The organism is [Roseibacterium] beibuensis, from assembly GCF_039542305.1.
In the GTDB taxonomy this organism is placed as follows: domain Bacteria; phylum Pseudomonadota; class Alphaproteobacteria; order Rhodobacterales; family Rhodobacteraceae; genus Roseibacterium; species Roseibacterium beibuensis.
On the sequence record NZ_BAABHW010000001.1, the window covers coordinates 1,224,690 to 1,239,002 of the forward strand.

The 14,313-nt window shown below is 67.5% G+C and carries 9 protein-coding genes; 5 read left to right on the top strand and 4 right to left on the bottom strand.

The genetic code is table 11. The annotated features are described in order from the left end of the window. Nucleotides 1–183: 183 nt before the first annotated feature. The 3 genes from ABD923_RS06075 to ABD923_RS06085 all read left to right on the top strand — a co-directional run bounded on the left by ABD923_RS06075 (nucleotide 184) and on the right by ABD923_RS06085 (nucleotide 3,200). A complete protein-coding gene (locus ABD923_RS06075; RefSeq protein ID WP_259546120.1) occupies nucleotides 184–867 on the top strand; it encodes an outer membrane protein in 684 nt (227 codons plus the stop codon). 115 nt (nucleotides 868–982) lie between these two features. Continuing rightward, entirely contained in the window at nucleotides 983–2,560 is a 1,578-nt protein-coding gene (gene guaA / locus ABD923_RS06080) for a glutamine-hydrolyzing GMP synthase (RefSeq protein ID WP_259546118.1), read from the top strand. 7 nt (nucleotides 2,561–2,567) lie between these two features. Continuing rightward, the gene (locus ABD923_RS06085; protein ID WP_259546116.1) at nucleotides 2,568–3,200 is read left to right on the top strand and encodes a YdcF family protein; all 633 of its coding nucleotides are present in this window, start codon (nucleotides 2,568–2,570) and stop codon (nucleotides 3,198–3,200) included. Nucleotides 3,201–3,231: 31 nt separating this feature from the next. Here the strand turns inward: ABD923_RS06085 and ABD923_RS06090 are convergent, their stop codons facing one another. Both ABD923_RS06090 and ABD923_RS06095 read right to left on the bottom strand, forming a co-directional pair. Next, on the bottom strand, nucleotides 3,232–4,602 hold the full coding sequence (locus tag ABD923_RS06090; RefSeq protein WP_310796365.1) for an outer membrane protein assembly factor BamB family protein: 1,371 nt from the start codon (nucleotides 4,600–4,602) through the stop codon (nucleotides 3,232–3,234). A 49-nt stretch (nucleotides 4,603–4,651) separates the two neighbouring features. Further along, complete coding sequence (locus ABD923_RS06095; RefSeq protein WP_310796364.1) at nucleotides 4,652–5,500, bottom strand: hypothetical protein; 849 nt, start codon at nucleotides 5,498–5,500, stop codon at nucleotides 4,652–4,654. Between the two features lie 283 nt (nucleotides 5,501–5,783). On the opposite strand from ABD923_RS06095, the gene ABD923_RS06100 reads away from it, so the two are divergent. Both ABD923_RS06100 and ABD923_RS06105 read left to right on the top strand, forming a co-directional pair. Further along, nucleotides 5,784–7,031, top strand: coding sequence for an efflux RND transporter periplasmic adaptor subunit (locus tag ABD923_RS06100; RefSeq protein ID WP_259546115.1), 1,248 nt, complete (start codon nucleotides 5,784–5,786; stop codon nucleotides 7,029–7,031). Continuing rightward, nucleotides 7,028–10,849 carry an efflux RND transporter permease subunit gene (locus ABD923_RS06105; protein WP_259546114.1) on the top strand — a complete coding sequence of 1,274 codons (3,822 nt, stop codon included), beginning with the start codon at nucleotides 7,028–7,030 and terminating at the stop codon, nucleotides 10,847–10,849. Before ABD923_RS06100 ends, ABD923_RS06105 begins: the two co-directional genes overlap by 4 nt. A 121-nt stretch (nucleotides 10,850–10,970) precedes the next feature. Here the strand turns inward: ABD923_RS06105 and ABD923_RS06110 are convergent, their stop codons facing one another. Both ABD923_RS06110 and ABD923_RS06115 read right to left on the bottom strand, forming a co-directional pair. Then, complete coding sequence (locus ABD923_RS06110) at nucleotides 10,971–12,857, bottom strand: ABCB family ABC transporter ATP-binding protein/permease (protein WP_259546113.1); 1,887 nt, start codon at nucleotides 12,855–12,857, stop codon at nucleotides 10,971–10,973. Nucleotides 12,858–12,928: 71 nt separating this feature from the next. Next, nucleotides 12,929–14,257, bottom strand: a complete 1,329-nt coding sequence (locus ABD923_RS06115) for a LysM peptidoglycan-binding domain-containing protein (protein ID WP_259546112.1) — start codon at nucleotides 14,255–14,257, stop codon at nucleotides 12,929–12,931. Nucleotides 14,258–14,313: the final 56 nt, after the last annotated feature.

The window sequence follows — 14,313 nt, forward strand, 5'->3', positions numbered from 1 at the left end:
CCGCCAAGGGCCACCATGGGACAGCGTCAATTTTTGCGTTTTCGATCAGACCGTTGCATATGTTATGTTGCGGAGCGGTCACGGGGCGAATGAATTACCCTAGGGAAACCGCGACTCATCGCACATTTGCGCAGGTGGTGTTAACCTTACGTCAATTCAATTGCTCTCGATTGGGGGATCGTCATGAATAGCACCAAACTCGCGAAATTCTCTGCGACGGCTCTGTTGGCCGGCACGTGCACGGCTTTTGCCGGTGGCGTTGTCGAAACGCCCCCGCCGGTCACCATCGTGACGCCGCCGCCCGCTTTCGACTGGACGGGTGCGTATGTCGGCGGATCGCTCGGCTTGGCCTTCGGTGATTACGGCAACGATGCGGACTTCCCCGGTGACGGCGAAGGCGATCTGGACGGCCATGCCATCAACCTGCTGGCCGGTTATACCATGCAATCGGGCAGCTTCGTCTATGGCGGTGAGGTGCATATCGGGTTCGCCGACATCAGCGGCAGCGAAGAATGTGTCAACCCGGCCTTCGAGTGCGCCGCCGAGATCGACATGCTCGCCTCGTTGCGCGGCCGCGTCGGTTATCTGCTGAGTGACAACACCCAAGTCTATGGCAATCTCGGCCTCGCCGCCGCGAATGTGGATGTCTACACCGATGGCCCGATCGGCCGGAACGGGACCGAGGAAACCCTTGGCGGCTTCACCATCGGTGTCGGTCTGGAGCATGCCATCAGCGACAACATGACGTTCTTCGGCTCGGTCCAGCATTACATGTTCGAAGAAGACGACTACCAGACGGACGTCCTCTACAACAACGTGGATATCGACTTCACGACGGTCGAAATCGGGATGACCTTCCGCTTCTGATCGGATGCGCCTTCCACCCAAGACAGCGACCGCGCCGAGGCTTTCGGCGCGGTTTTTTCGTGCCGCGTCGCCAAGCAGGCTTGCAGTGCCTTCCGCTGCGGCCTAAGCGAACCCCATGAGCACCGCCGTTGATCCCGCCCGCCATCACGAACGCCTGCTGATCATCGATTTCGGCAGCCAGGTCACGCAACTGATCGCCCGTCGCCTGCGCGAGCTGAATGTCTATTGCGAGATCCACCCGTTCCAGAATGTCACCGACGCCTTCCTCGACGACTTTGCGCCGAAGGCTGTGATCTTTTCCGGCGGGCCGGCCAGCGTGATCGACGACGGCTCCCCCCGCCCGCCGCAGAAGGTCTTTGACCTCGGCGTGCCGATCCTGGGCATCTGCTATGGCCAGCAGGTGATGATGCACATGCTGGGCGGCGAGGTGCTGCGCGGCGAGGGCACGGCCGAGTTCGGGCGCGCCTATGTCGAGCCCGCGGAAAAGCGCATCGACCTGCTGAACGGCTGGTTCCTGGACGGGCGCGAGCAGGTGTGGATGAGCCATGGCGACCATGTCAGCCGCATCGCCCCCGGTTTCGAGGTGATCGCAACCTCGCCCGGCGCGCCCTTCGCCATCACCGCCGACCTGGAACGCAATTACTTCGCCGTGCAATTCCACCCCGAGGTACACCACACCCCGAACGGCAAGACGCTGTATGAAAACTTCGTACGTCTGGCCGGGTTCAAGGGCGACTGGACCATGGCCGCCTATCGCGACGAGGCGATCCGCCTGATCCGTGAACAGGTGGGCGATGCGCAGGTGATCTGCGGCCTGTCGGGCGGCGTCGACTCCTCCGTGGCGGCCGTGCTGATCCACGAGGCGATCGGCGACCAGTTGACCTGCGTCTTCGTCGATCACGGGCTGTTGCGCCAGAACGAGGCCGAGGAAGTGGTCGGCATGTTCCGCGACCACTACAACATCCCGCTGATCCATGCCGATGAGAGCGAGCTGTTCCTCGGCGCGCTCGAGGGCGTTTCCGATCCGGAAACGAAGCGCAAGACCATCGGCAAGCTCTTCATCGACGTGTTCCAGAAATACGCCGACCAGATCGAGGGGGCGGAGTTCCTCGCCCAAGGCACGCTCTACCCGGATGTCATTGAATCGGTGTCGTTTTCCGGAGGCCCCAGCGTCACGATCAAGAGCCATCACAATGTCGGCGGCCTGCCCGAGAAGATGGGCCTGAAACTGGTCGAGCCGCTGCGCGAATTGTTCAAGGACGAGGTCCGCGCCTTGGGTCACGAGCTGGGCCTGCCCGCCAGCTTCATCGGGCGGCACCCCTTCCCCGGCCCCGGCCTTGCCATCCGCTGCCCCGGCGAGATCACCCGAGAGAAGCTGGAGATCCTGCGCAAGGCCGACGCGGTCTATATCGACCAGATCCGCAAGCACGGCCTTTATGACGAAATCTGGCAGGCCTTCGTCGCGATCCTGCCGGTGCGCACCGTCGGCGTGATGGGCGACGGGCGGACCTATGACTATGCCTGCGCGCTGCGCGCGGTCACGTCGGTCGATGGCATGACCGCCGATTACTACCCGTTCAGCCATGAATTCCTTGGCGAAACCGCGACGCGGATCATCAACGAGGTGAAGGGCATCAACCGGGTGACCTATGACATCACCTCGAAACCGCCGGGCACCATCGAGTGGGAATAAGGACCTGATGCGCGGACGCGGCATTCGGCGGGCCGGGCGGACCCTCCGGGCCGTGCTCCTGGTCTGGGCGGCGACCTTCGCGGCGGTGTGCCTCTGGACAGTGTTCTGGCCGGATCAAGGCCTGTCCGCCGAAGGCGATGCGATCCTGTGCCTGAGCAGCGGCGTGCAGGAGGACGGAACCGCCGATAGCGGGTCCCGCATACGCGCCGAAACCTGTGCCGAGCTTTACCGTGCCGGCGCCGCGCCGCTTGTCGTGTTCAGCGGGGGCGGCTTTCCCGTAACCGCCGCAGACGCCATGGCCGAGGTGGCCGCCCTGCCCGCCGACGTGGTCCGGATCGAGCCGCAAGCGGCCTCGACCCTTCAAAACATCTACTACGCGTCCGACCTTATCGCGGAGGGCAGCCATGTCCTGTTGGTCACCGAGGCGTACCATCTGCCGCGGTCCTGGGCCTCGGCGCGGGTCATGGGGATGGACAACGTCACCCTGGTTCCCGCCGCCCGGCTGCAGAATGAGCCGAGGCTGTGGTCACTCACCCGCGAAAGCCTTGCGATCTGGTTCAACCTGGCGCGGTTCGCAGCCTACGGATTAGGCGGCTGGCTGGGGATGCCAGACGAGACACGGATCGCCTGGTTGACGTGATCGGATCGGGTGCGGCCCGAGGCGCGCGCGCTTAGCGGTAGGCCGTTAACCGGCCATCCTCGGTCAAGACCAGCAGCATGTCATTGACGACAATCGGCGCGGCGGCCGCGCCGTTGCGCAGCTCGACCGACCCGACCAACTCCCCGCTTTCAGGCGAGAAGAGGCGCACGCGCTCGTCCCCAGAGGCGACAAGCAACCGCCCCCCGGCGAGGATCGGGCCATAATGGGTGAAGACCGCGCGGCGGCGGCGTTCCCGCTCGCGCACGTAAAGCGGCAGTTCCGTGCCCCAGACCCGTTCGCCCGTGTCGGCGTCGATCCGGATCAACTCGTTGCGATCCGAAACGAAGAACAGGCTGTCGCCCGCGGCCAGAACCGGGGAATAGCTGCCTTCGGTGGCCGTCCAGATGCGGGTGCCGGTGCGCGCGTTCAGCGCGATCACCCGGCCCGACTGGTTGCCGGTATAGACGGTGCCACCGACGACCACCGGATCGCCGGTGATGTCGTTGATGTTGGAATAGGCCACGCCAAGGCGTCCGCCCGCGACGGCGGTGGACCACATGCGCAGGCCGGTGCTGCGCGACGCGGCGACCAACTCGCCCGAACCGTAGGGTAAGATCACGAGGTTGTCGCTGACCGCCGGGGCCGCGCCGCCGGAGAGGACGGCATTTGCGGGGGCCGAGGGCACCTCCCACTCGATCCGGCCGGTTTCGGCGTCGATGGCCCAGGCGCTGTTGTCCCGGCTGACCACGTAGACCGTGCCGCCCGCGACCGTGGGGGCGCCGATGCCCGCGCCGAGGCGCTGGCGCCACTGGATATTGCCGCTGGCCGGGTCGAGCGCGATCAGTTCACCGAAGCCCGTGGTCGCGTAAAGACGCCCCCCCGACACGGCCAGACCACCGCCGGAGACGGCGCCACCCCGGTCGAAGCCGGGTTCGAGGCTCACACGCCAGACCGGCGCGCCGTTCGACAGCGATGTGGCCTGAAGGCCGGCTTCGGCATCGAGGGTGAAGACACGGCCACCAGCGGCCACCGGGTCCGCCGTCAGGCGCTGGCGGCGGGAATTGCCCGCGCCGATATCCGCGCTCCAGACCTGTTGCAGCGCGCCGCTAAGCGCACCGTGGGGCGTGCGGTTCTGCGCATCGAAGCCGCGCATCTCCCAGCTGCCAAGGCTGCGCGCGGCAGGCAGGCTGATCGGACGGGCCGCATCGACGGTCTCGCCCGCGCTTTCGGCACCGGTCAGAACCGCGCGGGTGTCGAGGCGTTCGCCGGGCAGGATCACTTCGCGGTCACAGGCGGCAAGCGTCATGGCGCTGCCCAGAAGGACCGCGAGGCCGATGGCACGGCGCAGGGACTGATTTCGGCGCGTCACGCTCGGGCGGGGTGCATCGGCTTCGATCATCATGCGGTCCGGTATTCCTGTTGTCTCGTCCTGCGCGCCGGGTCGGCCCGCTTTACTGTTCGACGACGGCCTCGGTCTCCTCGTCCGCCACCGCGTCGCCGGCGGTATCGCCGCCGTCATCCTCACCCTCGGGGGCCGCATCCTCGGCACCCGCATCGGCCGCCTCGCCAGTCCCCGTTTCAGCATCCTCGGCGGGGGCTTCGGGTGCTGGCTCAACCACCGGCGGTTCCTCCTCCACCGGGGCGGTATCGACCAGCGTGGCCCCCGCTTCGAGCGCCACAATCAACTGTGCGGCGCGCTGTTGCAAGCCCGGCGTGGCCGCGGCGGCATTTTCCAGCGAACGTAGGCGGTTGATCGCCGCCTCGATGTCGCCCTCGATGACGTCGATCAGGGCCAGTTGCTCCTCTGCGAGCGCCGCGAAGGGGCGGCCCGGTTCGGCCAGGATGCCCAGTTCGAGCCGGGCCTCGTCGGCGGGCAGCGGCGACAGCAGATGCGCCTTGTAGATCGCGAGGTCGCGGTAGATCTGCGGCAGTTCGGGCGCCATGGCCGCGGCGCGCAGGCCTGCGGCGGCGTCGGCGGCGGTGCCGTCATTGGCGCTGGCCTCGCCTGCGGCCAGCAGGGCCACCACGAGCGCGGCCGCGTCGCCGGGTGCCTCCACGGCCTCCAGCGCGGCGATGCGGGCCTCGGGGCTGTCATTGTCGAGCGCGCCCAAAACGGCATTGCCGAACGCCTCGGCGCTGGCTTGGTTCTGCGCGCGCTGCCATTCGAGATAGGCCGCCCCGCCAACCAGAAGAACCACGATCAGGATCGCCAGCCACGCCCAACGGCGGAACAGGGCGAACAAGCGGTCGCGACGGACCTCTTCACTGACCTCGTCGATAAAACTGTCGGTATTGGCCATGTTTGCCGCTCACCCCCAAGCATTCCTCGTGGCCCCAATAGCGCGGGCGACGGGGCCGCCGCAAGGGCCGGCCCGCGCCTTGGGTCTGGATTGTGCACGGATCCCCTGCAATCTGTGCGCGACATGGGGTCAGTGCCTTACGGGATCAGCGTTGCGCCGCGTTGCAGAAAAAACTAACCTGAACGGAATGGTTCAGCGTATTTGAAGAACGCACCAGACAGACAATCGGCATGGACCGCGCGGCTTGGCGACGGGCGTGGCCGGGAAAGACGTAGTAATTGGCATGAAACCTTTTCCCTTGATCATCGCGGCGTTGGTCTGCGTCGCCCTGTATTTCGTCATTCTCGACCGTGAAAGCCTGGTCGATTTCGCGGCGCGCTACGCGCCCGGGCCGACGATGAACGTGCCTGTCGATGAAACCGCGCTGGCCGAAGTGGCCGCGGCAGAGGCCGCCGACGATGATCGCGTCCACGTCACCGTGCGCCGGTCCGAGGCGCAGGTGACCGAGAACGCCGTTCTTTTGCGCGGCCGGACCGAGGCGATAAGGCAGGTCGACGTCGCCGCCGAAACCTCGGGGCGCGTGATCTCGGAGCCGATCCGGGCAGGCGCCTTCGTCGAGGAAGGTCAGCTTCTGTGCGAGATCGACCCGGGCACCCGCCTGACCGCGCTGGAAGAAGCGCAAGCCGCGCTTGAGACCGCGCAGGCCCGCCTGCCCGAGGCCGAGGCGCAACTGGCCGGGGCGCGGGCACAACTGACCGCCGCCGCGATCGACGCCAACGCGGCCACGCGGCTGAGCGAACGGGGCTTCGGGTCGGAAACCGCGGCCGCCAGCGCCGAGGCGGGACGCGAAAGCGCATTGGCTGCCATCGCCGCCGCCGAGGCCGGTGTGGCGCAGGCGCGGTCGACCATCCGCTCGGCCGAAGCCGCCGTGGCCAGCGCCGAGGAGGAGATCGCCAACCTGACCATCAGCGCGCCCTTCCCCGGCTTCCTCGAGTCCGACACGGCGGAACTGGGCAGCCTGATGCAGCCCGGCAGCCTGTGCGCCACGGTGATCCAGCTTGACCCGATGAAACTGGTGGGCTTCGTCCCCGAGGCCGAGGTCGACCGGATCGCGCTTGGCGCCATGGCCGGGGCGCGGCTGGCCTCGGGGCGCGAGGTGGTGGGCGAAGTGACGTTCCTCAGCCGCTCGGCCGATGAGCAGACCCGCACCTTTCGCGTGGAAATCACGGTGGCCAATCCCGACACGACGATCCGCGACGGCCAGACCGCCGATATCCTGATCCAGACGGCGGGCACGCCCGCGCACCTGCTGCCGGCCTCGGCCATGACGCTGAACGATGGCGGCCAGCTTGGCGTGCGCATCGTCGAGGACGGCATCGTGCGTTTCGTGCCGGTGCGCATGATCCGCGACACGGCGAACGGCGTCTGGCTGGAGGGCCTGCCCGAAGTGGCCGACGTCATCACCGTGGGACAGGAATTCGTGACCGAAGGCGTCGAGGTGCGCACCAGTTACGAGGAGCTGACGCAATGATCGGCGTCATCGACTGGGCGGCCAGCCGTGCGCGGATGGTCATCGCCTTCATCGTGCTGTCGCTGGTCATCGGCACGGCGGCCTATGTCGGCCTGCCGAAAGAGGGCGAGCCGGATATCGATATCCCGGGGCTGTTCGTCTCGGTGCCCTTTCCCGGCATCTCGGCCGAGGACAGCGAGCGCCTTCTGGTGCGCCCGATGGAATCCGAGTTCCAGGATCTCGACGGGCTGACCTCGATCAACGCGACCGCTTCGGAAGGCTTCGCGGGGGTGTTCCTCGAATTCGAATTCGGCTGGGACAAGGGCGCAACCATCGCCGATGTGCGCGACGCGATGGGCCGCGCGGAATCGCAGTTTCCCGATGGGGCCGAAAGCTATTCCATCAACGAGATCAACTTCTCGGAATTCCCGATCATCGTCGTGGCCTTGTCGGGCGATGCGCCGGAACGCACGTTGATCCGCCTCGCCCAGGAAATGCAGGACGCGTTGGAGACCCTCACCCCGGTGCTGGAAGCGGGGCTTGCGGGCAGCCGCGAGGAAATGCTGGAGGTGCTGATCGACCCGATCGCGCTCGAGGCCTATGACGTCACCGCTGCGGACCTGATCAACGCGGTCGTCAACAACAACCAGTTGATCGCCGCGGGGGAGATCGAAACCGAGGGCGGCGCGATCTCGGTCAAGATCCCGTCCAGTTTCGACAGCGCGGAAGATGTCTACAACCTGCCGATCAGCGTGAATGGCGACCGGGTGGTGACCCTGGGCCAGTTGGCCGAGATCCGCCTGACCTACCAGGACCGGACCGGCACCGCGCGCTACAACGGCGAGCCGACCATCGCGTTGCAGGTGGTCAAGCGCCTCGGCTTCAACATCATCGACACCGCCGAGCTGGTCCGCCAGACCGTCGAAGAGGTACGCGCGACCTGGCCACAGGAATTGCAGGACGCGGTTCGGGTGGACGCGACGCTGGACCAGTCAGTGCAGGTCCAGGGCATGGTGCGCCAGCTTGAGGGGTCGGTCCTGACCGCCATCGCGCTGGTGATGATCGTGGTGCTGGCCTCGCTCGGGACGCGCTCGGCGCTGCTGGTGGGGTTCGCCATCCCGACCTCGTTCCTTTTGTGCTTCATCCTGCTGGGCGTCATGGATGTCGCCGTGTCGAACATCGTGATGTTCGGCCTGATCCTTGCCGTTGGCATGCTGGTGGACGGGGCCATCGTGGTCGTCGAATATGCCGACAAACGCCTGCAAGACGGGGCGCGGCCGATGCAGGCCTATACCGACGCCGCCAAGCGCATGTTCTGGCCGGTCGTGTCCTCCACCGCGACGACGCTCTGCGCCTTCCTGCCCATGCTGTTCTGGCCCGGCGTGCCGGGCGAGTTCATGGGCATGCTGCCCGTGACGCTGATCTTCGTCCTGTCCGCCTCGCTGATCGTCGCGCTGATCTACCTCCCGGTTCTGGGCGGGGTCGCGGCGCGGTTCAGTCGCGTCGTTGACCATGCATCGGCGGCCTTCAAGCGCCTCGTGCCGATCTACCTGCTGCGCGCAGCCATCGCGGCGGCGGTCGCCTTCGGCCTCTTTCACGCGGCGATGCTGACGATCAACGGGCAGGCCTTTTTCCCGCCGGGCTCGCCCGCGCTGATGACGATGGCGCCGGGCATGGTGGCTTTCGTGGCGCTGTCGGCGATCATGTCGGTGGTGCTCGGCTCCATCCAGCTGCCGCATCGCGAAAAGCGGGTGCAGGCGGGGTATCGCCGCTCGCCCTTCGGATGGGTCATCCACGCCATCGTCGCCAACCCGATCATGCCGCTGGTGATGATCGGCGTGGTCGGGGCCTTCGTCGTCTCGGTCTTTCTCTACTTCGTCGAGAACAACAATGGCGTGGAGTTCTTCGTCGAGAACGAACCCGAGAATGCCATCGTCTATGTCCGGGCGCGCGGCAACCTGTCGGTCGCCGAACAGGACCGGCTGGTCGGCCTTGTCGAGAGGGAGGTGCTCGGCACGCCCGGCGTGCAGGACGTCTTTGCCTTTGCCGGTGATGGCGGGCTGAACAACAACACCGGCGGCGCGGCGGCGCCCGCCGACACGATCGGGCAGGTCCAGATCGACCTGGAGCCCTGGGGGGAACGGGCCGATGGCGACTTGATCCTCGACCGGCTTCAGGCGCGGCTCGACCAGATCCCCGGCATCATGGTCGAGATCTTCTCGCAAGCGCGCGGGCCGGCCAGCGGCAAGCCCATCGACCTACGCCTGTCCGGCGACAACTGGGAGGAATTGCAGGAGGCCACCCAGATCGTCCGCACCCGGTTCGAGGGCCTGGCCGGACTGACCCTGATCGAGGACACGCTGCCGCTGCCCGGCATCGACTGGCAGATCGACGTGGATGTCGAGGCCGCGGGCCGGTTCGGCGCCGACGTCGCCACCGTGGGGGCGATGGTCCAGCTTGTCACGCGCGGCATCCTGCTCGACACGATGCGCGTGCCCTCCTCCGACGAAGAGATCGACATTCGCGTGCGGTTCCCCGAGGAGTCGCGCGTGCTCTCGACGCTGGACACGATGCGCGTGCGCACGATGGACGGGCTGGTGCCCCTGTCGAATTTCGTCACCTACACCCCGGCCCCGCAACTGGCCGAGATCAGCCGCGTCGACCAGTCCCGCGTGTTCCAGGTAAAGGCCGACGTGCTGGCCGCGCTTTTCCGGGTCGACGATGCCGAGGGGGAGACGGTCGCCTACCTGCGGGACACCGCCAATCCCACGGTCGAGGGCGAGGCCGATTTCACGATCGGCGAGACATCGTGGCAGATCTACCTGCTGCCCGGCGAGCTGGGCGCCGACGCGATCGAGGCCGGCCTGGCCGACGGCGATCTGACCACCGTTCCGGTGACGGCGAACGAACGCATCGCCCTCATCACCGATTGGCTGGAGACGGAAAACCCCCTACCCGCCTCGGTCGGCTGGGAATGGGCCGGCGACCAGGAGGACCAGGCCGAAAGCCAGGCCTTCCTCGGGCAGGCCTTCGGCGCGGCGCTGGGGCTGATGTTCATCATCCTGCTGGCGCAGTTCAACTCGGTCTACAACGCGGTGCTGGTGCTTCTGGCGGTGGTCCTGTCGACCACGGGCGTGCTGATCGGCATGCTGGTGATGGACCAGACCTTCTCCATCATCATGACCGGCACGGGGATCGTGGCCTTGGCCGGGATCGTGGTGAACAACAACATCGTCTTGATCGACACCTACCAGGAATATTCCCGCTACATGCCCCGGATCGAGGCGATCACCCGCACGGCCGAGGCGCGCATCCGCCCGGTCCTGCTGACCACGATCACCACCATGGCGGGGCTCGCGCCGATGATGTTCGGCATCTCGCTCGATTTCGGCAATGGCGGCTACACGATCGACAGCCCCACCGCGCTATGGTGGAAACAACTGGCCACGGCGGTCGTGTTCGGCCTCGGCATTGCGACCGTGCTGACCCTCGTCTTCACGCCCTCGCTGCTGGCCCTGCGCATCTGGTCCGGCACCACGGTCGGATGGATCGGCAAGGGCCTCGCCCGCGCCGGCGCCCATCGCATGAGCCGCGCGGCACAGGACTGGGCCACCACGCGCGCCGCACGCCGCGTCTACGACCCGGTGATCTATTGGGACGAACGCCCGGAACCGCCGGTCGAGGACACCCCCTCGCCCGCGGACATCACCGACGAGCTACCCGAAAACGCCGAAACGCCGGATACGCCCGACACGGACACACGGGCAGACCCGGAGGGCGAGCAAGACACCCAGGACCCCGACGCCCCGCCGCAACCGCCCTTGCGCGCCGCCGAATAACCAGCGGCCCGCGCGCCCCTTCATCTTGGCCAAAAAACTCCCGCCGGAGGCATCAGCGCCGAGGGGGGCTCAAGGCCCCCCGAGGCGCTTTCCCGGGCGACGTCGAAGACGGCGCAATCCCTCAGTCGAGATCGTCCCCGGCCATCTGCCGGGCCCAGAGGCTCGCGTAGCGCCCGCCTTTGGCCAGCAACGCGACATGGGTGCCGGATTCCACGACCTCGCCCGCCTCCAGCACCAGGATCCGGTCCGAGTCCACGATGGTCGAAAGCCGATGCGCGATGGTGATGACCGACCGCCCCTGCCCCATCATGCGCAGTTCCGACTGGATGCCCCGCTCGGTCTCGGTGTCGAGCGCCGAGGTCGCCTCGTCCAGCAACAGGATCGGCGGGTCCTTCAGCAAGGTCCGGGCGATGCCCACACGCTGCTTCTCTCCGCCCGACAGCTTCAGGCCCCGCTCGCCCACCACCGTGTCATAGCCCTGCGGCAGGCCGAGGATGAAATCGTGGATCTTGGCGGCGCGGGCGGCGGCGGTGACCTCCGCCTCGCTGGCATCGGGGCGGCCATAGGCGATGTTGTAGCGGATCGTGTCGTTGAACAGCACCGTGTCCTGCGGCACCACGCCGATGGCGTCATGCAGGCTGTCCTGCGTGACATCGCGCAGGTCCTGGCCATCGATCCGGATCGCCCCGCCCGTGACGTCGTAAAAGCGAAACAGAAGCCGACCGATGGTGGATTTCCCCGCCCCGGAGGATCCGACCAGCGCCACGGTTTCCCCCGGCTCAACCCGGAAGGAGATGCCCTTGAGGATCGCGCGCTCGCTATCATAGGCAAAGCGCACATCCTCGAACACGACCTCGCCGCCCGACACGGCCAACTCGCGCGCGCCGGGTTTGTCCGCCACCTCGGCGGGTTGCTCCAGCAGGTCGAACATCTCGCCCATGTCGACAAGGCTCTGGCGGATCTCGCGATAGACGGTGCCGAGGAAGTTCAACGGCATGGTGATCTGGATCATGTAGGCGTTGACCATGACGAAATCGCCCACGGTAAGGGACCCGTCCGCCACGCCAAGCGCGGCCATGACCATCACGATCACAAGCCCGGTGGTGATGATCAGCGACTGGCCGAAATTCAGAAACGCCAGCGACAGAGAGGTGCGGATCGCGGCATCCTCATAGCCCGCCATCGCCCCGTCATAGCGCTCGGCCTCGCGCCTCTCGGCGCCGAAATACTTGACGGTCTCGAAATTCAGCAGGCTGTCGATCGCCTTCTGGTTGGCGTCGGTGTCCTGCTTGTTCATCTCGCGCCGGATCTTCACCCGCCATTCCGTCACCTTGAAGGTGAAGACGATGTAAAGCGCGATGGTGACGGCAAGGACCAGCAGGTAGCTGATATCGAAGACCACCGCGAGGATGATCCCGGTCAGCAGCAGTTCGAGGATCAGCGGGCCGACCGAGAAGAGCAGGAAGCGCAACAGGAACTCGACGCCTTTCACCCCCCGCTCGATGATCCGCGACAGCCCGCCCGTCTTGCGCGTGATGTGGTAGCGCAGCGACAGCGCATGGATATGCCGGAACGTCTCCAGCGCCAGTTGCCGGAGCGCGCGCTGCGCCACGCGGGCAAAGACCGCATCGCGCAACTGCTGGAACCCCACGGTGCCAAGGCGCGCAATTCCGTAGGCCACGGTCAGCCCGACGGCGCCAAGGGCCAGCATCCAGGCCGGCGATCCATCGGCGTCACCGGCCAGCACGTCGACGGCGGCCTTGTAGACGAAGGGGGTGGCCACGGTCACGATCTTGGCCAGCGCCAGCATCGCCAGCGCGATCACGACGCGCCGCTTTACCCAGGGCTTGTCCTCGGGCCAGAGATAGGGGGCGACCTTGCGGATCGTGCGCAGCGCCGAGCGGCGCTCGACCTGCTCCAGCCCGGCGTCACCCGGATCGCCGCCGGTCACCTGATCGGTCTGGCGCCCCGGTTGGGCACCGGTCGGGGTGGTTGCATCGGCTGGCATGGATGGATTCCGCTGGCTGTTCGCCCCCTACCTAGGTCCCTGCGCGCGGAAACACCAGTGCGGGACGATCCCTAGCCCTCGTCAGGCGCCCCTTGCGAGACCGGCAGGTCGGGCAGACGAAAGATCTGGCCCGGGAAGATCCAGTTCGGGTCCTGGATCTGGTCGCGGTTTTCCTCGAAGATCTGCACGTAGGCCAGGCCATCGCCGAAGTTTTCCTCGGCGATCCCCCAGAGCGTGAAGCCCGGCTGCACCGTCATCACCGAGACGCCGCCGCCGATCATCAGCGGCGCGGCCGCCACACGCGCGGGGTCTTCGCGCAGGAACGGCGTCTCGACTTCCGAGGTCACGTCCCCGTGGGGCGACAGTTCGGTCACGCGCAGCGTATAGGTGCCCGGATCGATCTCGGGCAGGTCCAGCGACCAGTTGCCGGACGGGCCGACCTCGCCCAGGCGGATGGGTTGGTTGTCGAGGAAGACCTGCAGCTGCGCCTCGGCTGCGCCGCGCCCCGAAAGGATGACATCGCCCTCGGTGTCATAGGAAATCGCGTCGAGGCGCACCTCGGTCTGGGCGGCGGGCGGGGGCGTTCCGCCTTGGGCCACGCGCACGCCACCGGGCCCCGCGATGATGACCGAGGGCGCGGCGGGTTCGGTTGGGGTGGCGGTCGCCGGGGCCCCGGCCAATGCGGCGGGCGCGTCGGGGCCGGGCGATGTCGCGGCGCTGGCAGGTTCGTCTGGCACTGTGGCGGCCGCGTCGGGGGTGCCGGCCAGCGCGATATCCGTTTCCGGCGCCGCATCCACCGGGTCGCCTTCCGCTTCCGGGGCGGCCTCGTCACCGCCCGGCGGTGCGGGCACAGTCCCGGGCGTGGCGGCGGCCATCGCCTCCGGCGCACCGAACGGCGCGACGATCACCTGCTCGGCCCCGGCGATCTCGGCCCCGTCGAGCCGGGCCATCAGGCTCAGGATGCGCGGGGCGTCGGCGGGCGGCAGGGTCAGCAGCATCGCGAAGCTGCCGCTGGCATCGGCCGGCGTCTCGGCCACGGAAACCCCGTCGAGGAGCAGCTGCACATCGGCCCCGGCGGGTGCGCGACCGGCGATCACCGTCGCGCCGTCCGGGGCGACCCGCACCTGGTCGAAGCTGGGCGGTGCGACACTCGCCTGCGCCTCGGGCGGGTCCGCCGGTGCGGGCGCCTCGGGTGCGGGGGCTTCGGCTTCGGGGGCCTCCGCCGTCACGTCCGGCTCGGGCGTGACCTCGGCCACGGGGGGCGGGTCCTGCGCGGGGGGCGTGTCGTCGTCCCCGCGGATCAGGCCGTAGCCCACGACCCCGGCCACGAGAAGCACGACCGCGCCCGCGGCCGCACCCACGGCGGGTCTGCTGGTGCCAAATACGGCGCCGAGTTTCATCGGCTGATCCCCCTGTCGTCCTGTGGCGCCCCCGTCCCTGTCCCCTTGGGTTGAGC